We start from the raw sequence: 21,586 nt of genomic DNA, 5'->3' as shown, positions 1-21,586 counted from the left end.
TAAGCAGTTATTTTACAACTACTTACTATTTTTTGGTTGAAAAAAGGGCAGCGCTGATTCGTCAACAAGTGGTGAGTTGCTGAGCGTTTTATAGTGAAGTGAGTGTGTATAGGTAACAAAGTGTTTACTTTGCCATTAAAGAAAGGCGCTGAATAAAGTAAGTGTCAAAGGCGGGCTGGGTTGCCCGCACTGGGCGTTATTTTAGCTTAAAAACACCCACAGCCACGCAGATAGCACCGCCGACCATGCCAATCCATGCCTCTATTGGGGTGTCGCCACTAAAAGTACGGGTTAGCTGAGCCTCTACTGCATCATAGACGTTATAACCCCAGGCAACTAAGGCAACACCTACCACGATTAAAATAATGCCAAGAATTTTGCCATTCATAAATGAACTCCATTGTTATTGATTATTGTTCATTGCAGCGAACAAGCATTCGCTCGCCTGATATTCAGTGTATGCAATGCAGATGAATGTGCAATGTATTTAATGTTTTAAATGAACCGTGCTATCTTTTTGTATCTTAACACTTTTCAATTCTTGCACCGCTCATGCCTGAGGGGGTGTCGTTTTTACGATAAGGGACCGTTATTTTTAGTATTAATTTAGACGCTTTGCAGGCCTTCACCCGAGGCTATTTAGCGATATTTTTCACTTGCGTGGCTGTGTTTTACACATTGCGCATCGTGCTTTTAAAGCGCAAACATGGCGAAGAGTTGATTTTTCCTGGGCAAGCCTATTGTGGCGACTGGTGGAATCACATGGCCTTTCGGGTGTTTCGCATCACTATTTGGTTAGTGTGCCTGATCCGCTGGCCTTGGCCGCAAGCGGATAGTTATCTTGGAATTTTGCAACCGCTATATCAAAACAGTACTGTTATTATTATCGGCACGGCATTGATGACAGGCGGTTTTATTAGTGCGGCGCTGATTAACCTAAACCTTAATCGTCACTGGCGCAGTGGTATTGACCGCCAAGGGCCGCAGCTGCTGCAAACCCAAGGGGTTTATAGCATCTCCCGTAACCCTATGTTTGTTGGGGTTGGCATAGCGCAGCTAGGCTTTTTTATGGCTTTGCCTTCAGCGTTTTCACTGTTGTGTCTTATTGTCGGTTGGCTCACTTTGTATCGACAAACCCAAGCTGAAGAGGCGCATTTATGTTCGGTATTCGGTGAGCGTTACCGAACTTATCAACGCCAAGTACGGCGCTGGATATAAAAAGAAAGCGGCTCAAGGCCGCTTTCTTTTTATAAGCGCTGATTAAGGGCAACTGATGGTTGCACCTTTATCCGTTTGTTTCTGCAGCCGAATATCGGCAACGCTGACTATCAACTTGCCCTGCGTCGTAAGCTCAAACGGCACTACGGTGTGGGCAAGTTTGAACCCTTGCTTAGTAAAGCATTGGCTATCAATACTGAGTGCCTGCCACGTATTAGCGGGCAGGGTACGCAGTTGTTCACTGATATCGACTTCGCTGTGGCATGCGCCCGGTGTGTCGCCTTCGCTCTCACAATTCATGATCACCTTCACCGCAGCACTGGGTGCTTGTTCAACCATGACCTGCATGCTCAACACCGCCTCGCTGCCTAGCTTGGCTTGTAAGTCTTCGCGGAAATAGCTTTCGCTGGCTAGGCGCATGCCCGCGTGAGCGCTGCCATCAAAGCTTAACTTGCGGGCATCTTCTTGCACTTGTTTATCAATAGTGCGATAGCTCAGTGCGCCCAAGGTGTGAGTATTGGCACTCACAGGGAGCACTTGTTCGCCAGAATAAAGCGCCATCTGCCACGGTTTTTGCACGGTACCAGTAAATAGGGCAACATCGTGCTGTTGTGCGCCCTCGGTGCGAACTTGCTCATTAAGCTCATCGCTTAAGACATTGTCATCGCCATAGCTGAGGCCAAAACCATAAGGTAGCAAGGGCTGATAATCGCTATCACCGCGATTAACAATCTGTGTGGGGGTTTTTGGCCAAGAGTAGCTTAACCGACCGCTAAAATCGTATTGCACCTGGTCTTGAGCATCGCGAAACAGCACATCGGCCACCGCTTGGCCTTCTGAGCCCGGCAACCAAGCCGCCACAAAAGCATCAGAGGCGTTGAGCTCGGGGTTGACCCACATAGGTCGGCCACTGATAAACACTGACACGACGGCAATACCTTGTTGTTTGAGGCGTTTAAGCAGCGCTAGATCGCGCTTATCGCCGCTCTGGTACTCCAGAGTTGCACGGTCGCCATGACCTTCGGCATAGGGATCTTCGCCAAACACCACAATGGCCACATCAGGCTTTTGTTGGTAGCTACCATCAACACTGAGCACGGCCTGCCCACCACCTTGTGTAACTTGAGCTTGGATTCCATCCCAAATAGACGAGCCGCCTGGAAAGTCTTTATTCTCGTTGTTTGTGCCCTGCCAAGTGATGGTCCACCCCCCAGACTGCTTACCGATATTGTCGGCAGCGTCGCCAGCAACGAGCACCCGCTGTTGCCTTTTTAACGGCAGCAACTGGCCTTTGTTCTTTAGTAACACCAGCGATTCCCGTACCGCTTGGCGTGCTACCTCGCGGTGCGCTTGCTGGCCAATCAAATCGGTGTTATTGGCGTATTGGCGTTGAGCTGGGCTAGGCTTGGAAAATAATCCGGCTCGCAGCTTGACCCGAAGGATGCGACGCACCGCATCATCGATCCGGCTGGTCGCAATTTCTCCGCTTTTTACCTGCGCTAAGGTGTTGTTGTACAATGCTTTCCAATCACCGGGCACCATAAAGATATCCAGTCCGGCATTGATTGACTGAGCACAGCTGTCGTTACTACAACCTTCTACTTGGCCGTGACCATTCCAGTCTCCGACAACAAAGCCATCAAAGCCCATCTTTTCTTTTAGTACTTCAGTAAGCAGATACTTACTGCCATGGATTTTTTCGCCATGCCAACTATTAAAAGAGGCCATCACCGATTGCGCCCCGGCGTTTAAACCGCCAACATAGCCGCCAGCATGAATGTTAAAGAGCTGCTCTTCAGAGCTGATGTTATCACCCTGGTCGTCGCCGTTAACGGTGCCGCCATCGCCAACAAAGTGCTTTACTGTGCTGATCACTTGGCCTTCACCCAAAAAGCCCTCGCCCGGTTTGCCTTGTAAGCCAGTGACAATCGCATGGGCGTAGTCACGAATTATTTCAGGGTCTTCCGAGTAACCTTCATAGGTGCGGCCCCAACGATCATCCCGCACTGCCGCTACCGTTGGCGCAAAGACCCAATCTATACCCGTTGCCAGCACCTCTTTGGCGGTGATACGGGCAATCTTTTCTATAAGTTCAGGGTTATTAGCGGCGCCAAGACCAATGTTATGCGGGAACAAGGTCGCACCAATCACATTATTGTGACCATGCACTGCATCGGTTCCCCACATCGTCGGTATGGTGCTGCCATCAAGCGAGTCATCGACAGAGGCTTGATACATTTTTTCAGCGAGCGCAACCCAATCACTGACCTTGGCGTGCTTGTCGTTATTGGGAAAGGCACCGCCTCCATTGAGGTAAGAGCCAAACCCGTAGCGACGCATGTCTTCAACGCTGATGTCGCGGATCTCTGGTTGGATCATCTGCGCGATTTTTTGTTCCAGCGTCATACCCGCCAAAATCTTTTCAACTTGCGCTTCCACATCGTGATGTTCAGCCACGGTGCTTTCGCTCTTCGGCCAGATAGCGTCGTTATTGATTGGTGTAGCGACTGAGCCACTGGTGTGTGGTTGCTCAGAGCAAGCACCGAGTACCAATGCCGCCACGCTGACGGCTAGATATTTTATTTTACCTGTCATTGTTATTTTCCTGATTCGATAACGGCGGGAGTCGCGCCCTTGAGACCATAGTAGGCAATGTACACATAACATAGTGCTGGCAACAGGAATGACCATTGTAGCCCAATCCCATCAGCAAGCATGCCTTGCAGCAACGGAATAATGGCGCCACCGACAATGGCCAGACACAAAATACCCGAGCCTTGCGCGGTATGCTTGCCCAGACCATTGAGCGCCAAACTAAAAATAGTGGGGAACATCACTGAATTGCATAAACCAACGGCAAGAATGGCCCACATCGCCAGATAGCCATCGAAAAACACTGAAATGAGTACCAAGGCAAAGGCACTGACGGCGTTAAAAGCAAGAACTGTGCGACCGGAGATTTTTTGCATCACTAAGGCGCCGATGAAGCGTCCTACCATGGCGCCGCCCCAATAATAGGCAATGTATTTTGCCGCTTGCGCTTCATGCATATTGGCGATGTTTTCCTGGTTGAAAAAGTTCACTAAGGTACTGCCAATAGCCACTTCAGCGCCGACATAAACAAAGATGCCAAGTGCGCCTAAGGTCAGGTTACGATGACGCCATGCTGACCCGGATACGGCATCGACTCCCACTGTTTGGCCGCTTAGCTTGGGCAGCGTCAATTTGGCAAAAATACCTGCAAATAACAGCAGTGCGCCGGCGAGCATAAGATAAGGGACCTGCGTTGCTGAAGCGTCTCCTTTTATGACTTCAGCGCCTTCTGTAAAGATAAGGATTGAGCCAAAAAACGGCGCCACTGTGGTGCCCAATGAGTTGAACGCTTGGGTCATGGTCAGCCTTGCCGGCGCAGTCTCTTGCGGCCCTAACGCGCTGACATAGGGGTTGGCCGCCACCTGTAACACCGTGACACCAGCAGCCAATACGAACAGCGCGATTAAAAATAGGGCATAAACGCCACTGCTTGCTGCCGGGTAAAACAACAAACAGCCAACGCAGGCAACAGCCAGACCTAAGACAATGCCTTTTTGATAGCCGATGCGCCCCACTAAATTCCCGGCGGGAAGCGAGACGATAAAATAGGCGCTAAAAAAGCAAAACTGCACCAGCATCGCTTGGGTGTAATTAAGCTCGAATGCCCCTTTGAGGTAAGGGATCAAAATGTCGTTGAGGCAGGTAATGAACCCCCACATAAAAAATAGTGAGGTCAGTGCAACCAGCGCAAAACGGTAATTGCCGCCGCTGCTCGATGGCTGCGCCTGCGCAGATTCTTGCTGCATGGATAGGGCCACGGTGTTCTCCTATTGATCTTTTTAAGGAAAGCGCTTACATTTAATTATGAAAGCGCTTACATTTTTATTTGATAATTACAGAAAGCGCGCATGAATTCAAATAAAAACCCAAAAGGGTTGCAAACGGACTGAGTAACACAGATGCCTAAATTGACCTTGCCTACCGAATCCAAGATGTTGCAACGCGACTTTATTTACGGCGTCGCGACGTCCTCGTTTCAAATAGAGGGGGCAAGAGCAGCGCGCTTACCTTGTATTTGGGATACCTTTTGTCGTCAGCCGGGTGCTATCGTTGACGGCAGTCATGGCGATGTCGCCTGTGAACATATCGCCCGTTGGCAACAAGATGTCGAGCTCATAGCCAATCTTGGCGTCGATGCGTATCGGCTCTCAATTGCTTGGGGCAGAGTAATGGATGAGCACGGGCAGCCCAATCAAGAGGGGATCCGTTTTTATCAGAATTTAGTAGCTGCACTCACGGCGCAGGGCATCAAAGTCTTTGTCACCTTATATCACTGGGATCTGCCACAGTATTTAGAAGACCAAGGTGGGTGGCTCAACCGGCAAACGGCTTATGCCTTTGCTGAGTATGCCGATGTTATTTCTCAAGCACTCGGTGAGCAGGTTTATTCTTATGCAACGTTAAATGAACCGTTTTGCTCTGCGTATCTTGGTTACGAGGTAGGCATTCATGCGCCCGGCAAAAAGGGTCAGCGCTATGGTCGCCAAGCGGCGCACCACCTGCTGCTTGCTCATGGCTTAGCCATGCAGGTACTTAGACGCACGGTCCCAAGCAGTGAATGCGGTATTGTGCTGAACTTTTCTACTGCCTACGGCGCAAGTAGCAGCGCCGCCGATACACATGCGGCGCAATTGGCCGACCAATATCATAATTTATGGTACTTACAACCGCTGCTTGAAGGCCGTTACCCTGACGTGCTGGCACTCTTGCCTGAAGATGTGCGCCCTGAAATTGGCGCCGATGACATGGCTATTATCAGCGCTAAAAACGATTTTATTGGTATCAACTATTACACTCGTGCGGTGTTTGCCAGTGATGGCAAAGGTTGGTTCGCTCAGTGTGAACCCACGAAAACGCCATTAACCGCTATGGGCTGGGAAGTGGTTCCAGAGGCATTTGAGAAATTACTGGTTGATTTACACCAACGCTTTTCATTGCCGCCACTGTATATTACCGAAAATGGTGCCGCCTTCGATGACCAGATAGTTGATGGCGCCATTTATGATAAGCCACGTATCGATTACTTTAATAGCCACCTTAACGCGGTACACAATGCCATTGAACAAGGTGTCAATATTCGTGGTTACTTTGCATGGTCGTTAATGGACAACTTTGAATGGGCGCTTGGTTACAGTAAACGCTTCGGTATTGTTCATGTGGATTACCACACGCAGCAACGCACCTTGAAAGACAGTGCGCTGGCATATAAAGGCTTGCTTGAGAATAGACTCTAAGCGCGCTTTATATTAGCTTTAGGCCTCAAAGGACAATCTAAAAGAATAAACATGGCAACCATTTACGAAGTTTCAAAAGCAGCGGGCGTGTCTTTGGCCACCGTCTCCAGAGTGATGAACGGCAATGTCCGGGTCAGTGAACGCACCCGGGATAAAGTGCTTAAAGCCATGACCGAATTGGGCTACAAACCCAATGCCATTGCCCAGTCGCTGGCTTCTAATTGCAGCAACAGCGTTGGCCTATTGGTGTCAGCGCTGCATGGTTCGTTCTTCGGCGATATGATGAGCACAGTTGAAAATGTGTTGCGAAAAGCAGGCAAGCATGTGGTGATCACCGCCGGCCACAGTGATGAAGAAAAAGAAAAACAGGCCATTGAATTTTTACTCGACCGTCGCTGTGACGCCCTCATTTTACATGCCGAAGCGGTCAGTGATGAGTATTTGCTCGAGCTTGCTAAAGGTGATGCACAAATTATTCTTATTAACCGCAAAATTGATGCTATTAGCGAGCGTTGCTTTTACACCGACAATGAACTGGGCGGTTACCTGGCTACCAAAGCGGCATTGGATGCCGGACATAAGGATATTGCTTATATTAGCGGGCCATTATTCAAAGGCGATGCTAAAGAGCGCTTGGCGGGGCATCAGCGTGCTTTGGCTGAGGCCAATATTACATTTAACGATGCGCTATTAGTTGAGGGCGGCTATCACGAAGCGGAGGGCGCACAAGGGCTGGAACAGCTCTACAGAGCAAAGCATAAATTCAGTGCATTGATTTGCGCCAATGATGAGATGGCCTCTGGGGCGATGACCGCAGCCCGTGAGCTTGGCATCGCGATCCCCGAGCAACTGTCGATTATTGGTTTCGACAACGTGTTGTTTGCCCGTTACTTGTATCCAAAATTAACCACCATAGACAACCCCATTCGGCTGATGGGTGAGGCGGCCGCGCACTGGGTCTTGGCACATGTGTACCAGCAGCGGGGGGTCGCCGAGCCTCGTAATCTGTTTGCGCCTTCTTTGGTTGCCCGCGACTCATTGGTGAGTGCACCATGATCAAAACCCTGCCTCCGGCGTTATTTTATACGCTTGTTGTTTCTTTGGGAGGCTTTATCTTCGGCTTCGATGCGTCGGTGATCTCCGGTGCGGTTGGCTTTATTGTTGACGATTTCCACTTAAGTAGTTGGGAGCAAGGATTCGTCGTGAGCTCGCCAACGCTTGGCGGGCTATTAGCCACTTGCTTTGCCGGTGCCATTAGCGATGCCATCGGTCGGCGCAAAACCTTGATTGTAATTGCCGCATTGTATTTAGTGTCGGCGCTGGCTTCGGCCTTTGCACAAAGTTATTGGATGCTGATTGCGGCCCGCTTTATTGGCGGCATGGCATTTTGCTCATTAATGGTTGCGCCCATGTATATTGCTGAAATTAGCCTGCCCGAGCATCGCGGTAAGCTGGTGTCGATCAATCAATTGAATATCGTGTTGGGCTTTTCGGTTTCTTATTTTACCAATTACTATTTACTGAACTTAGCTCAATCCGAGGCTGGCTGGGTGCAAAGCCTGGCTATTAATGAGCATTTGTGGCGCTGGATGCTCGGGCTGGAAATCGCCCCAGCACTGTGTTGGTTGTTGTTGTTGTTTTTTATTCCCCGTAGCCCACGGTGGCTACTGATGCGTCAACAGCATGAAGAGGCGCAAAGTGTTGCCGCTCGCCTGTTCAGTGGGCAACGTATTGATGAGCAACTACGCAGTATGCGAGCCTCATTGCAGCATAGAGTAGCGCCGCTATCGCAACGTATTCGTTTGTTAGCCGGGCGGCGTGTGCGTTTTGTGTTATTGATTGGCCTACTGGTGGCTGTGGCTCAGCAGATCACCGGCATCAATGTTATTTTCTTTTATGCCCCCACTATTTTTGAGCAAAGTGGCGTCGGCACCAATGCGGCCTTTGCCCAAGCACTGTGGATAGGCTTAGTGAATGTTGTGTTTACGGTGGCCGCCATGCTGTGTATTGACCGTTTTGGCCGACGTCCTCTACTGCTTTTGGGGTTGGGCGGCATTATCGTCAGCATGGCCTTGTGTAGTTGGGGTTTCAAACAAGCCAGCTACCATATTGACGATACCAAGCTGCGCGCACTACAACAGCAACTACCGGCCACAGTGGTCAGTCAGTTAAGTCCTATGCGGGCCCATATTTACAGCGATGATGTTACCTTTAAAGCAGCGTTGACTCAGCATTTAGGGGTCCAAGATGCGCGCAAACATGAAAGTGTGATCCTCAGTGAAGCGATCACCATGAATGCCACCTTGGTGCTGTTGGGGATCACCCTCTTTGTGGCGTCATTTGCGTTATCTCTTGGGCCGGTGATGTGGGTGATGTTTGCGGAGATTTTCCCGAATACTGTGCGGGCGATTGCCATATCTGCGGTCACTGTAGTGAATAACGCAGTGAGTTTTGCGGTGCAACTGGTGTTCCCCTGGGAGCTTAGCCAATTCGGGGCAGCGGCGACTTTTGCCATTTACGGTATTTTTGCATTGATTGCATTAGCGCTAGTATGGCGTTATCTGCCAGAAACCAAGGGCAAGTCGTTAGAGCAGTTAGAGCTGAGCTTGCGCAGCTAAGTGTACGACGCTACCACCTACACCCGCGCGGCAAAGTTCAAAGCCGCGTTAGTGTAGAGCAGTTTGGAACAAAACCCTTATCAAAATTATCGATTAATCCAATCTGTTTTTCTCGCTCCAATAGATTGGAAAACTGGTCTATATTTACTCTCGATTAACAACCCTCCCATTAGGAGCGAAGATTATGCGCAACAAAGCAATTCCTTTGGCGACTGCCATTGCCATGGCAGTGTCATCAGTCGTATCTATGCAGGCTTATGCCAGCGAGCCGAAATCAAATCAGTTTTGGTGGCCTGAGCAGCTTGATTTAAGCCCCCTTCGAGCTCATGGCGTGGAGTCACACCCTTATGGTGAAGAATTTGACTACGCTGAGGGCTTTGAAAGCCTCGACCTTGACGCCGTTAAAGCCGACATTCGTGCGGTACTAACAGACTCGCAAGATTGGTGGCCAGCAGATTATGGTCACTATGGACCTTTTTTCATTCGTATGGCCTGGCACGCGGCTGGAACCTACCGTGTATTTGATGGTCGCGGTGGCGCAGGTGGCGGGCAGCAGCGCTTTGACCCACTTAACAGCTGGCCAGATAACGCCAACTTGGATAAAGCGCGTCGCTTATTGTGGCCGATTAAACAAAAATACGGTCGCAATATCTCTTGGGCTGATTTAATGGCCCTGACCGGAAATGTTGCCCTAGAAGATATGGGCTTTAAAACCTTTGGTTATGCCGGTGGTCGTGAAGATGACTGGGAGCCAGATATGGTTTACTGGGGCCCAGAGGGCAAAATGCTGACCGACGAGCGCCGTGACAAAAAAGGTAAGCTCAAAGGCCCACTTGCTGCTGTTGAAATGGGGCTTATTTATGTCAACCCTGAAGGTCCACATGGCAAACCCGATCCCTTGCTCGCAGCGCGCGATATTCGCATGTCCTTTGGTCGTATGGCGATGAATGATGAGGAAATTGTGGCACTTATTGCTGGTGGTCACACCTTTGGTAAAGCTCACGGTGCGAAAAAACCTGATTGCGTGGGCGCAGAGCCAGCAGCGGCTGAGTTAGAAGACCAAGGTTTTGGTTGGAAAAACAAATGTGGCAAAGGTAACGCTGAAGACACTATCACCAGTGGCCTTGAAGGTGCGTGGACAGTGACCCCAACGCAGTGGAGCATGAACTACCTCGATAACTTATTTAATTTCGAGTGGAAGCAAACCAAAAGCCCGGCCGGTGCCACACAGTGGATCCCGACCAATGAGTCGGCGAAGAACTTAGTGCCAGATGCCCATGTTAAAGGTAAACGCCATGCGCCGATTATGTTTACTACCGACATCGCGCTGAAAAAAGACCCTGAGTTTCGCAAAATTGCTGAGCGTTTTCGCGCCAATCCAGATCAATACGAGCTGGCATTCGCAAAAGCTTGGTTTAAGCTAAATCACCGTGACTTAGGTCCGCGTGCTCGTTACCTCGGCGACGAAGTTCCTGAGGAAATCTTAATCTGGCAAGATTATATTCCAGAGGTTGACCATGAGCTGGTCACTGAGCAAGACATCAGTACACTTAAAGAACAGATCCTAGATTCAGGATTGACCGTGCCAGAGCTTGTTCGTGTGGCATGGGCATCAGCGTCTAGCTTCCGTGGCAGCGATATGCGCGGCGGAGCTAATGGTGCACGCCTACGTTTAGCGCCGCAGAAAGATTGGCCGGTGAACAACCCTGAAGAAGTGGCTAAAGTATTAAAGGTACTGGGCGACATTCAGCAAGACTTTAATCGCCAAGGCGGCGACAAACAGGTTTCATTAGCGGACCTTATCGTCTTAGGGGGCGCTGCGGCCATTGAAAAAGCAGCCAAAGACGCGGGCCATGACATTACGGTGCCGTTTAAACCAGGACGTATGGATGCTTCGCCAGAGTACACTGACGTTGAGTCGTTTGCGGTACTTGAGCCAACCGCTGATGCGTTTCGTAACTACTACGACAGTGGTTGGAAATCGCCTACCGGTATGCTGGTTGAGCGTGCCAATCTGTTGAACTTGAGTGTGCCGGAAATGACGGCGCTACTGGGCGGTATGCGTACCCTGGATGCCAACTATAAAGGCATGGATCATGGCGTGTTTACTGACCAACCAGGCACATTAAGCAATGACTTCTTTGTCAACTTGCTGGATATGTCAACGAAATGGAGCAAGTCAGATAAACAGCAAGGTATCTACCAAGGCCACGACCGTCAAAGCGGCGAGTTAAAGTGGACGGCGACACCGGTTGATTTGATCTTCGGCTCTAACTCAGAGCTACGTGCCATCGCTGAAGTGTATGCGTCTCAAGATGCCGAGAAAAAGTTTGTTGAAGACTTTGTGGCCGCTTGGACCAAGGTGATGACAGCGGATCGCTTTGACCTAAAATAAAATTGTGATGTTACCCACCAAGGCCACTGTTGAGTGGCCTTTTTTATGGCCGCAGGAATTGCACTGCGAGACATTGACTTTGTTACAGCTGCTAACACCTCACAGCGCCACTCGCGCCGCAAAGCTAGCCTCATAGTAATGACACAGTAGCATCATGGCGACAGTAAGAGAGCACATGCCATGGTGGCTACCTCACCCTAACCAAAAGGAGTGTTTATTATGAGTACGATTAATCTTGCCGCCTATTGCAGTGGTGATTTTGGCCCAGGGATCACCAACGAATGCATTGGCGACGCGCAGCACAGCGGCTTTACCACACTTATTCTATGGGCCATGCATATTGGCCGCGCGGGTGATTTAAATAACAGTAACTGCCAAGCCGTGCCCGGCCAATCCTGGGGGGAGTTGGTGTTCAATGATGGCAATATCCGCATCACCGATGGCGACACCTTTAACCCCAATAACGACGCTGACATAGCCGCTTGGCCTAGTAAGTTGGCGCAGCTAAAACAACATGGCTCCAAGGTAGAAAAGATCTTTATTTCTATCGGCGGTTGGGGAGTATGCGATTTTCAAGCTATTGAGTATATGTTGGAAAATGGCATGCGCGAGCAAATTAAAGCTAACTTTAAAACATTACGAGAGGCCTTTACGGTCGATGGCGAGTGCCTAATTGATGGCGTTGATTTCGATAATGAAGAGATGGTGAAAGCAAGTACCATTACTGAGTTTGCCGAAATCCTGTTTGATCTAGGCTATCAGGTTACCTTTTGCCCTTACCAACAACCCTCGTTGTGGCAAGGGTATATGCAAACCTTGTGGGATAAGGGCTACCGCGTTAGTTGGTGGAATCTACAATGTTATTCCGGTGGCCTTGGTAACCTTGAGCGCTTACAACCTTGGCTAGATGCGCTTTCGGCCGTTGTCGGTGAAGGGCAGGGCGGCGCTTACCTGGTCGCTGGCTTGGCGGTAAAAGGGGCCAGCGACTCCAATCCAGAGCTGTGTCCTAGCGCGTTCTGCCAATCCTTCGCTGCAGTGAGTGAGCAGGGTCTTACCGGTGGCTTTATATGGAAGTATGACGCCGTACTCAGCAATAAAGCCGCCTGTGATGGTGCCATTCCCACGGCTGCCAGTTACAGCAAAGCCATCACGCAAGGCCTGAATAATGACTGCCCGTAGCTATGCGTAGTGACCCAGAAGATTAAAGTTTATATTGGCACACTGGCTGGCCTGACGGTCAGCTGGGTGCTAGAAGTGGACGGTGGCAACGCCGCTAAGCACGCGTGGCTACGCAACGTGGTAGACGTCGCCGTGACTAGCTTAGCTATGAGTTCTTTGTCCATGAAAAATCCATCTGCCTTGCAGTTTTTTCGGCCAAGTCATTGCTGTGCAACCTACTTACCAAATGTAGACTCATGTCAATTCCTGCCGAGATACCACCTGAAGTAATGATATTTCCTTCATCGACCCATCGCACATTTTCGATAACGTTCAGCTGGGGAAACTCGCTCCTTAGATTAGCCATATCTTCCCAGTGAGTCGTGACTTTATGCTCTTTCAGTACTTTTGCTTTAGCTAGCAAAAACGCTCCAGTGCAAACAGAGGCCGTGATGGATGCGTTTGTCGATTGTTGGGAGATCCATTCCATCACCTGGGACTTGCCTATTTCATTGGAGTGAACACCACCTGCAACGATTAGAACATCAATCATAGGATGGTCATTAAACCCATAGTTTGACATTACCCTGTAACCAGCTCGGGCGCTAATCGTATTACCGCTTTCGCTGACCAAGAAAACGTCAAAAGGGTTGTCATTCTTGCAAACTCGTGAAGCCGTTGAAAATACCTCGAATGGTCCTGAAAAATCTAAAACCTCGGCCTGATCATAGATGTAAATTCCTACGTTCACCTGAATTATGTCCCCCTTGTCATAACGTTGTGTTTAGAGGCTGCAGCGCGATGTGCGGCAGACCCTGAAGAGCGAAGCGACGGGAGCCAGCTTAAAATTGTCGCGTTTACTTGGCTTGTTATGTTTTAGCGCATTTCGGTAAATGCTACAGAATCCGGAATCTTTTCCTCGTTAACATGCGTAGAATGCATCTGCTGCAGACGCCAGCTTCCGTTGTCCTTGACTACCACCACACTTTCTAGCCACGCAACATTCTGCGTGGATTTTTTTGACGAAAATACGGCTTTATTCCAGTAATTTATAAGCGCGATATCTTCTCTCACATCAGAAGAGATTAGACTAAAGAAATTTTCTCTCTTGTATTCACTTGGAGCGACAACAGCGACAAGCTCATCAATACCCCAAACTTCTCCGTTTTCAAGGAGTTTGAATTTATCTGTTACCGCCGCCCTCATACCTGAGTGGTCAATTTCCGACATTGCGGAAAATAGCGCCATAACTGGTTCAAAAGCCGGATCCACCTGAGCTGAAACCGACCCAGAGAATAACGATAGAGCCAACACAAGTTTTCTTATTATTTTCATGGTTTCCTCCAAAAGATATAACGCCCGCATAATATGCGGATTAAGCTTGGTTAAAATTAGCGAAGAATGAGCGCGAGCAAGTGCAAGACGTCATTTTTGATGCGCTTGTTATGTGTTGAGTAAGCTTGAACAATCTAAATTGTTTATATTCATTTTCATCGTCCTTTTTTCAGGTGTTTCGATAAATATATCGGTCCCTTCAATTGATGTTATCGTAATTTTTTCTTGCTGAGTGTAAGTCCACAAATCTTCACAGCTTTTGATGAAAAAGATATCAACATATTTTTGCATTGGGTCACCTTTAAACTGCTTTTTTAAACTCTTGTAAGTGTATTTTTCAGCACTATTTAACTTTGGTTTAAAAGTAGACTTACACCCTGCAATAAGAAATATCACTACAACTAAAGTACTAAAGTGCTTCACATTTTCTCCAAACACATAACAATTTAATATTGAGCGAGTGGGTCGTTTTTCTGCCGCAACCAGCCTCGTTTTTGTCCTACGACCATTGATAGCAAATTAAGGAAGTACTTACCAGCGTTGAAGTTTCACTACATTGCTCTACACGTAGACACGACAAAACCACCCAAAGGGTCGTTTCCCTGACTATGGGAGAAACTCAAGGATTATGGATATATAAACAGTAATCTAGGCGGAATGATGAACGTCAGCTTTTCGCTCAAAACAGACCTTTAGAGCAATTACGTTACTCATTATGGGGCAGAAACGCGTCAGCGGAGCATTCGCTTTGTGGGATAGAACCAAAGCTCTAAATGACAGGGACTGCCTCTTTAACGCTCTTAAAAGCATAAGCGCAACGTATTTATTTTGATATAAAAATGCGCTTTAACATCCGCCTGGATGATCAATCAGCTATCAAGCGTTTGCTCCTGCTTTGGTACACATCGCTGTGTCGGTGTTGTTTGAGTTTGCCGCTATATTGCGTTTGCTTAAAAGTTCCGGCTCTGGCAGTGTAAGTTAAGATCTTAATTTAAAGGGAATTAATATTTTGAAGACGTTACTCTGGGCACTATTATGGGTATTTTCTTTCTCTAGTCATGCACAAACACGGTCTGAACAGGGCCACACTCTCAGTGCTAAGCCCGAAATCAAGGTGATCCTTCCCGCCTCCTATAGCAGCGAACAGACAAAAGATTATCCTGTTATTTACGTATTAGATGGCAAGCTCAACGCGCAGCTTGTGGCAAGCATGCTGGCCCGGTTGGCGGTATCTCAAGGGGCGCGTGAGCATATCGTGGTGGGGATTGAGCCTGCCAATCGGCTGCACGACTTTGCCCCGACAGTCAACACCGACCCGCGAGGGCCCGTCGGCGAGGGTGGCGGTGCACCGGCCTTTATTGAATATCTTGAGAGTGAGTTAATACCTGAGGTGAACAGTCAGTACCGAACCAGTGGCTACAACACCCTTGCCGGTCACTCCATTGCAGGGCTGTTTGTGATCCATGCGTTTCATTCACGGCCAACGTTGTTTCAAGCTCATCTCGCTTTTAGTCCGGCGCTGTGGTGGTCAACGAGAGCCACGGCTAAGCGAGCCGAACAATATGTGATTTCTGGAATAACCACCCCGAGCTTTTTATACCTCAACATCGGCAATGAGGCGGGGGAAATGAAAAGTGTGTATAGCGGCTTTACCAACACCATTGCTCGCAATCGCTCTGTTGATTTAATTTTGCAATTAGAAGAGTTTACAGACACCCCCCATGATCTAACCATGACGGCAGGTTTGTATAATGCGCTCACCGGGCTCAATCAATACCAACAAGGGCAGAAAGTACACTAGTGCTTGCTCATCGCTGCTCTCCCGTGCGGTGGGGGCTCGCTCACTGAGCTGATGTCGAGGTAAACATTAAGCTGTGGCATAATATCCCACCTTATTTTATCCAAGGGCGCTGTGGTTGTTTTTTGTTGTTAAGTACCTTGCTTTTCTATCGGGCTGTTTAAGCTGCTTTATGTTACATAGCCATTGGGCTGTGCCGCTCGTTCCCGCTGCCGCTGCAACTGGGTTAATAGGCTCCGTTATTCCCTTTCCGAAACGCTTTGCAGGCCACCCCAATGCCGCTGTGTATGCTGGGAGCTTTGCGGGTATGTGTTCAGCTGAGCTCATTTCGGGTTACTGGCAACTAGCCGTTATCGCCTTTATTGGCACAACGTTGTACGCGTTGACGATGAATCTTTTTACTGGCTTCGGCGGTAAACTCGGAAGCGTGGCCTTTGTCAGTGTGGCGCTATTTATGTTAGTGCAAGGAGGGGTAGGTTAATGGTGCTCACTATTGTTATTGCGGTGACTGCTGCGTTTGCCACCTATTTCCTTTCCAAGCTGCGTTACTTCAACGCGCTACGTGCCTCTAGTTTGTTGTCTCTTATTGCGTATGCGCTGTTTTCATTGATGAGCACCCATGCAGAGCTGTATTCAGTGGTTTTCTTTGGCGGCACCTTTGTGGGGATGAGTACCCCAGCGCGCTTTGGCTACTACACCTTAACCAGTGCGGCCGTGTTGTTTGCATTGCTATTTCATTACTTGGTGCCGCATTTACACGGTTATGGCGGCGCCCTCGGGGTCAGCGCGTTTCTCAGTGTGTGCTTATGTCAGCTGGCTATTGTGCTCGGCGGCCCGCGCAGCCGTAAAAGTGGGTAGGCTACACGCTATGGTTTGCGTGAAGTTGTCCGCGAATATTATTAGTATTTAGAGCGGGGCTGATAATATAAAAAAGCGCCCAGATGGACGCTTTTGGGGGTTCCTTTGAGCAGGAACAACACACTATGAGAAGGGTCTTACGGTGCTACATGGCCTTGCAATTGCTTGAGGCTTGATTGCGCCGTTTTTAGATTTGCACGGGTAATGGTATTGCGCTTTGTTTTATATGCGGCGCTGAAATCGTCCAGCGCGGCCTGGTATTCGTTTTTCAAAGAGTGGGCGATGCCACGGTTGCCATAGGCGTAAGCAGTAAGCTCGCGACGCTTATTGGCATTTACATCTATCTCACTGATCAGTTCAATCGCGAGGCTACACATTGAAAGCGCTTCGTCTGCCTTACCTACTTGGATGTGCGCAGCACACTGGTTCACCGACTTCTCGAATGCAGCTTGCTGATCTAACTCAGTGACATTACCTAAGTTAATTACCTGGTCGTATTGCCCTGCAAGTACTGCTTTTGATGTGTCATTGTCATCGATGACGGCTAATTTGTAGTCAGCGGCGTAACTGCTAGTTAAAAATGTGGCTGTCGTAATGGCTAGAGCTAATTTGAGCGTTTTCACGGTGCTATCCTCGGGTTGTGTGTTTGCTTCGGTATTAACTGTAGGTTTAAAGCTTTTACTCTACAAACGATATAAATCGCACCGTTAAATGAAAAAAATTTATCTATAGATGAATCCGTGAGTTCATCGTGCAGCTGGCCGTCTATGCGAAGCTAATAATATAAATACAATCAATTAATTAGCCCCTGACTAGGTTATCGCCGTTGTCTAGATGGTCGCGTCTGGATTTTATTGCCTGCTAAAAATGTTGAAAATAGCAATTATCAGCATGGTGGTTTTTACCTAAATTAAGGACTATGCTTTGACCCTAGCTTGACGCGGTATCTGTTAAGCGCTGACTTTTTTGCAATTGAGGCAGATACAACCGTGAAAACTTTAAGCTGGTGGGCGTTGTTACTTTGTTCATTAGGTGTAGCTGGTTATGCGTTATACGCTTACAGCTTTTTGCCTCTCGGCTCGTTGGTGCACCCCGATATGCAAGTGGTGTTTAACCAACATCAACTGGCTATTTATGTGCATGTGTTTGGCTCGCTAACGGCTTTAGCGCTGGGTCCGTGGCAATTTTTGTCTACTCTGCGTTCGCGTTATCCGCAGGCGCACCGTTGGTTTGGCCGTGTTTATCTACTAGTCGGTGTGCTGCTAGGTGGGCTCGCTGGCTTGGCATTGGCACAAACTGCGTTTGGTGGTTTAGTGTCTATCGTTGGGTTTACTGGTTCAGCTTTGGTGTGGTTAATCACTGGGTTCATGGCCTTTTTCTGTGTTATGAAAAAGGATTTTGATGCTCATCGACGTTGGATGATACGCAACTTCTCTGTCACTTTCTCTGCTGTCACCTTGCGCATTTATCTGGGGGCGTTTATGGCGTTAGGCATACCTTTTACTGATTTCTATCCGCTACTTGCCTGGTTAAGCTGGGTCCCCAATCTTCTCATAGCGGATTGGCTATTCAATCGCCATCCTGCGCCCAGATAAAATCAAAAATTCTCAACCCTAATTGACCTATCCAAGGCATCAATCTCATCTTGTGTACAGCACAGACACACTTACAAAGTTTGTAACAACTCTGTCGTTGGAAGCATCACTCAGGTTTGGTAAAAGTAATAATATCAGGACAAAGCGAAAGGTTGTTGCTTTTGATGTAAGAGCCGCTTTGAGATAACAACAATAATAAGGAAGATGTAAACGATGAGTTATGCGCTATCAATGCCAGGATTTCAATCAAAATACAAAGCAGAGGATGCCTCGCAAGCCGGATTTTTATCTGGGCTGTGGCATGGTTTATTAATGCCTGTGTTTTTCATTGTCAGTTTATTTAAAGATGGTGTCAGCATCTACGAAACGAATAACAATGGCAATATGTATCACTTCGGCTACCTGTTGGGCGTGTGGGCCTTTGCTGGGAACACCATCAATATCACCATAGGCCATGCTGTTGTTTAATCTTATCAAGATAAATTGAAGTTTTAGGCGAGCTTGCTGACACAATATGCACCCGTTTTTTTAAGCGATGGCTTAACAGTGTTAGCAGCTCACTTATTGATATAACACGCTACTTTGGTTGTCGATACCAGAGGACTTATCGCGTTACTGTTTATAGGTATTGATCACCCACTGGGTAAAATCAGCCAGGGGTGAGTCAGGTTCAGCCACTTCATGCTCAACTAAATAGTATTTATCCTTGGTCCATAAGGGCTTGTTGACCAATGGCCATAGTAATCCTTCATTAAACCAAGTGCGGCTAATCGGCATGGGGATTAACGCCACCCCCATTCCTTGCTGTGCTGCGCGGGCAACCCCAAACATACTATCAAGTTGAATGATCTGCTTGGGCGCGAAATCCCCTGCATAATGGTATTCAGCCCATTGATGCCAAGACCAAGGTCGCGACTGATGGACGATTAGTGGCAGCTCACTTAATGCCTGCTCGCTATTATGTTGCCACTGCTCGTAGGTAGTGCGGTTACAAGCGGGAATATATTCCAACGCAAATAATTCAGTGGCAATGCCACTGACCGGAGTGTCATGCGAGAGAACAATTGATAAATCGGTGCTGCGCACTTTTTGTGTGCGGGTGCGCAAAGTGTCGACCTCTAAATTGACATCGGGATGCTGTGAAGTCCATTCACTGAGCACTGGCATCAATAGCTCGCTGGCGAAAAACTCTGGCAAGGCAATGCTAATGGTGACGTTATTATCTTTGTGACTAAAGGTGCGAATAGTCTGCTCAAGATCAGTGATAATAGGCTCTATGGCATCGAAGAAGTTTTTACCTTCGTTGGTCAGTATTATTGCCCGGGTACGGCGCTGAAAAAGTGCGAAGCCAAGCTGCTGCTCGAGTTGTTTTATTTGGTGACTGACAGCCGAGGGGGTGAGGTAGAGTTGCTCAGCCGCTTGTTTGAAGCTCAAGCAGCGAGCTGCGAAACAGAATGCGCGAAGTCCTCTAATGGGTGTCTGCATAAGTATTTTTTTGAGTAAAATAGAGAAGAAGCAATTTATAAACCAACTATACACTTGTGTTTAAACTAGGGTATAGCGCACGCAGCCTTTGCTATTGCTTAATTAAAATGTGCTTGCTGCACTAACTCGGTGCAGCGCGAATCGTTATTGTGCACCTGGCATTCAAGCAGCCGTCATCCATAACGGCTGCCATTGAAGCACTACATATTACCTAAGGTCACCATCATGGCGGTGTACATTTTGAGGTTGAGACGTAGCTGCTCAGGGGTCATAAACTCATGCTCGGAGTGACCGGTATAGGCTTTGCCAGGCATGGATGGGCCGAAAGACACGGCGTTATCAAACAGCTTGGCATTGGTGCCACCGCCAATGGAGACAAACTCCGCCTGCTTATCGCCTGTGTAGTGTTTGAAAATATTTAGCAGGGCGTCGGCGTGCGGAGCGTCATCCAATAGCATAGGGGTGCCAATTTCGATATCAACCGCTGCCAGCTCAACTTGGTGATGACGCTGCCATCTGGTCAAAGCGCTGTTAATTTCTGTACGCAGCTGCGACTCAGGCTTGCCCTCTGGCCGACGTAAGTTTACCGAGAGAGTGAGCGTGTCGTTTTGGCGTTCAATTAAGGTCGGTGCTACCGTCATTGGGCCCATAAAGTCATGGCTATAGGCAATGTCGCCAAACTGCTTGCCATAGAGATCTAAGCCAATAAGCTCATTAATAAACAGCAAGGCTTGGCCATCGGCATTGGTTGCCAGCTCCAGATCATTAAACACCGCGCCTAAGTGGGCAATGGCATTGACTCCAGACTCGGGCTCCGACGAATGCGCTGAGGTGCCTTTGACGCGCACTAACACTTCATTATCGGCCAGCTCTTCAATTTGAACCTCAACGTCACTGAGCTTTGCCGCATTGGCACGCAGCGTAGCTATCACTTCGGCACTGGCATTGTGCACACGCACGCTGGCATCTTCAGGAATTTGGCTTACAAACGCGCCTCCTGTTAACTCACTGACATACATCTGTGAGCCCTGATAAGTACCGCTAAAAGTGGGGGCCACTAGGCTCCAGCCTTTTTCGGCTACCACCACAGGGTAACTGGCATCAATGGTCACCGCATATTTAGGCTGCTGATAGCTTTGCATAAAGGTGCGTAGCGGTTGCCAGTCGGACTCTTCAGCCAAATAAATCATCAGTTCAATGCGATTATCTAATTGTATGCCCTGGTCTTTAATGGCTTTCATGGCATACAACGCGGTGGCGATTGCGCCTTTGTCGTCCTCGGTACCCCGGGCGATTAGTTTGCCCGGCTCGGTTGTGCTATCGAGCACAAACGGGCTTTTGGCCCACTTTGTTGCATCGGCTGGTTGCACATCGCCATGGGTCACTATAGTCACCTTGTCCTGCTGCTCACCCATGCCAATAAGCACGGTGTAGCCTAAATCTTGGTAATCCAAGCCGAGCTGTGCAGCCTTCATTTTCAAAAGGTGTTTGAAGCCAATAAACTCAGGGTTATCAGGTGTTTTATATGCACTTGTATTAACCGTAGCGAACGACACCATATTCGCGAGAGTGTGAATTTGTGCGTCTTGGTATTCATCGACAGCGTACTGTGCCAGTGCGTCGTGGTAAGTGGGGGTGGCGTGACTTAAACTCGCGTGGCTTAGCAGTGCCAATGCGGCAGCGAAAAGTGATGACTTCAAAGCAGATCCCGTTAAGATAAGGTTTTGAAGTATATGGTAACCTTTAGTGAAAATATGAACCAGTAATATACTGAGTTGAAGTTAAAAAACAAAAGGCGC

20 protein-coding genes are annotated in these 21,586 nt (G+C 48.5%); 11 read left to right on the top strand and 9 right to left on the bottom strand.

Annotated elements, in window-relative coordinates; translation table 11 throughout:
* Positions 1 to 196 precede the first annotated feature (196 nt).
* Positions 197 to 388: a DUF3185 family protein gene (locus tag MHM89_RS04015; protein WP_022944803.1), complete on the bottom strand. Its 192-nt coding sequence runs from the start codon at positions 386 to 388 to the stop codon at positions 197 to 199.
* A 278-nt stretch (positions 389 to 666) separates the two neighbouring features.
* Between MHM89_RS04015 and MHM89_RS04010 the strand changes: the two genes are divergently transcribed.
* Positions 667 to 1,218 carry an isoprenylcysteine carboxylmethyltransferase family protein gene (locus MHM89_RS04010; RefSeq protein WP_239408144.1) on the top strand — a complete coding sequence of 184 codons (552 nt, stop codon included), beginning with the start codon at positions 667 to 669 and terminating at the stop codon, positions 1,216 to 1,218.
* Between the two features lie 42 nt (positions 1,219 to 1,260).
* Here the strand turns inward: MHM89_RS04010 and MHM89_RS04005 are convergent, their stop codons facing one another.
* The gene (locus MHM89_RS04005) at positions 1,261 to 3,813 is read right to left on the bottom strand and encodes an exo 1,3/1,4-beta-D-glucan glucohydrolase (RefSeq protein WP_239408143.1); all 2,553 of its coding nucleotides are present in this window, start codon (positions 3,811 to 3,813) and stop codon (positions 1,261 to 1,263) included.
* A 2-nt stretch (positions 3,814 to 3,815) separates the two neighbouring features.
* On the bottom strand, positions 3,816 to 5,057 hold the full coding sequence (locus tag MHM89_RS04000) for a sugar MFS transporter (protein WP_239408482.1): 1,242 nt from the start codon (positions 5,055 to 5,057) through the stop codon (positions 3,816 to 3,818).
* Between the two features lie 153 nt (positions 5,058 to 5,210).
* On the opposite strand from MHM89_RS04000, the gene MHM89_RS03995 reads away from it, so the two are divergent.
* The 5 genes from MHM89_RS03995 (at position 5,211) to MHM89_RS03975 (ending at position 12,737) form a co-directional block, all read left to right on the top strand.
* Positions 5,211 to 6,545, top strand: coding sequence for a GH1 family beta-glucosidase (locus MHM89_RS03995; RefSeq protein ID WP_239408142.1), 1,335 nt, complete (start codon positions 5,211 to 5,213; stop codon positions 6,543 to 6,545).
* A 51-nt stretch (positions 6,546 to 6,596) separates the two neighbouring features.
* Entirely contained in the window at positions 6,597 to 7,601 is a 1,005-nt protein-coding gene (locus MHM89_RS03990) for a LacI family DNA-binding transcriptional regulator (protein WP_239408141.1), read from the top strand.
* The gene (locus MHM89_RS03985) at positions 7,598 to 9,163 is read left to right on the top strand and encodes a sugar porter family MFS transporter (RefSeq protein ID WP_239408140.1); all 1,566 of its coding nucleotides are present in this window, start codon (positions 7,598 to 7,600) and stop codon (positions 9,161 to 9,163) included. Before MHM89_RS03990 ends, MHM89_RS03985 begins: the two co-directional genes overlap by 4 nt.
* A gap of 184 nt (positions 9,164 to 9,347) precedes the next feature.
* Positions 9,348 to 11,558, top strand: a complete 2,211-nt coding sequence (gene katG / locus MHM89_RS03980; protein ID WP_239408139.1) for a catalase/peroxidase HPI — start codon at positions 9,348 to 9,350, stop codon at positions 11,556 to 11,558.
* Between the two features lie 219 nt (positions 11,559 to 11,777).
* Positions 11,778 to 12,737 carry a hypothetical protein gene (locus tag MHM89_RS03975; protein ID WP_239408138.1) on the top strand — a complete coding sequence of 320 codons (960 nt, stop codon included), beginning with the start codon at positions 11,778 to 11,780 and terminating at the stop codon, positions 12,735 to 12,737.
* Positions 12,738 to 12,882: 145 nt separating this feature from the next.
* Here the strand turns inward: MHM89_RS03975 and MHM89_RS03970 are convergent, their stop codons facing one another.
* The 3 genes from MHM89_RS03970 to MHM89_RS03960 all read right to left on the bottom strand — a co-directional run bounded on the left by MHM89_RS03970 (position 12,883) and on the right by MHM89_RS03960 (position 14,474).
* A complete protein-coding gene (locus MHM89_RS03970) occupies positions 12,883 to 13,467 on the bottom strand; it encodes a DJ-1/PfpI family protein (protein ID WP_239408137.1) in 585 nt (194 codons plus the stop codon).
* A 125-nt stretch (positions 13,468 to 13,592) separates the two neighbouring features.
* The gene (locus tag MHM89_RS03965; protein ID WP_239408136.1) at positions 13,593 to 14,051 is read right to left on the bottom strand and encodes a nuclear transport factor 2 family protein; all 459 of its coding nucleotides are present in this window, start codon (positions 14,049 to 14,051) and stop codon (positions 13,593 to 13,595) included.
* A gap of 108 nt (positions 14,052 to 14,159) precedes the next feature.
* The gene (locus MHM89_RS03960; protein WP_239408135.1) at positions 14,160 to 14,474 is read right to left on the bottom strand and encodes a hypothetical protein; all 315 of its coding nucleotides are present in this window, start codon (positions 14,472 to 14,474) and stop codon (positions 14,160 to 14,162) included.
* Between the two features lie 586 nt (positions 14,475 to 15,060).
* Between MHM89_RS03960 and MHM89_RS03955 the strand changes: the two genes are divergently transcribed.
* From MHM89_RS03955 to MHM89_RS03945, 3 genes are all read left to right on the top strand, one after another.
* A complete protein-coding gene (locus MHM89_RS03955) occupies positions 15,061 to 15,852 on the top strand; it encodes an alpha/beta hydrolase-fold protein (RefSeq protein ID WP_239408134.1) in 792 nt (263 codons plus the stop codon).
* 169 nt (positions 15,853 to 16,021) lie between these two features.
* Entirely contained in the window at positions 16,022 to 16,330 is a 309-nt protein-coding gene (locus MHM89_RS03950) for a hypothetical protein (RefSeq protein WP_022944819.1), read from the top strand.
* On the top strand, positions 16,330 to 16,707 hold the full coding sequence (locus tag MHM89_RS03945; protein WP_138548150.1) for a hypothetical protein: 378 nt from the start codon (positions 16,330 to 16,332) through the stop codon (positions 16,705 to 16,707). Before MHM89_RS03950 ends, MHM89_RS03945 begins: the two co-directional genes overlap by 1 nt.
* A gap of 137 nt (positions 16,708 to 16,844) precedes the next feature.
* On the opposite strand, the gene MHM89_RS03940 is transcribed toward MHM89_RS03945, so the two are convergent.
* Positions 16,845 to 17,330, bottom strand: coding sequence for a hypothetical protein (locus MHM89_RS03940; RefSeq protein WP_022945464.1), 486 nt, complete (start codon positions 17,328 to 17,330; stop codon positions 16,845 to 16,847).
* A 366-nt stretch (positions 17,331 to 17,696) separates the two neighbouring features.
* On the opposite strand from MHM89_RS03940, the gene MHM89_RS03935 reads away from it, so the two are divergent.
* Both MHM89_RS03935 and MHM89_RS03930 read left to right on the top strand, forming a co-directional pair.
* Positions 17,697 to 18,302 (top strand): DUF2306 domain-containing protein, encoded by a 606-nt coding sequence (locus MHM89_RS03935; RefSeq protein ID WP_239408133.1) that lies wholly within the window; start codon positions 17,697 to 17,699, stop codon positions 18,300 to 18,302.
* Positions 18,303 to 18,515: 213 nt separating this feature from the next.
* Entirely contained in the window at positions 18,516 to 18,770 is a 255-nt protein-coding gene (locus MHM89_RS03930; RefSeq protein ID WP_052698265.1) for a hypothetical protein, read from the top strand.
* 144 nt (positions 18,771 to 18,914) lie between these two features.
* Here MHM89_RS03930 and MHM89_RS03925 read toward each other — a convergent pair whose 3' ends face one another.
* Complete coding sequence (locus MHM89_RS03925) at positions 18,915 to 19,787, bottom strand: LysR family transcriptional regulator (protein WP_022945468.1); 873 nt, start codon at positions 19,785 to 19,787, stop codon at positions 18,915 to 18,917.
* 200 nt (positions 19,788 to 19,987) lie between these two features.
* Positions 19,988 to 21,460: a dipeptidase gene (locus tag MHM89_RS03920; protein WP_239408481.1), complete on the bottom strand. Its 1,473-nt coding sequence runs from the start codon at positions 21,458 to 21,460 to the stop codon at positions 19,988 to 19,990.
* Positions 21,461 to 21,586 lie beyond the last annotated feature (126 nt).

The organism is Pseudoalteromonas sp. CNC9-20 (genome assembly GCF_022347875.1).
In the GTDB taxonomy this organism is placed as follows: Bacteria; Pseudomonadota; Gammaproteobacteria; order Enterobacterales; family Alteromonadaceae; genus Pseudoalteromonas; species Pseudoalteromonas ruthenica.
This window is presented reverse-complemented; position numbering and strand designations above follow the sequence as displayed.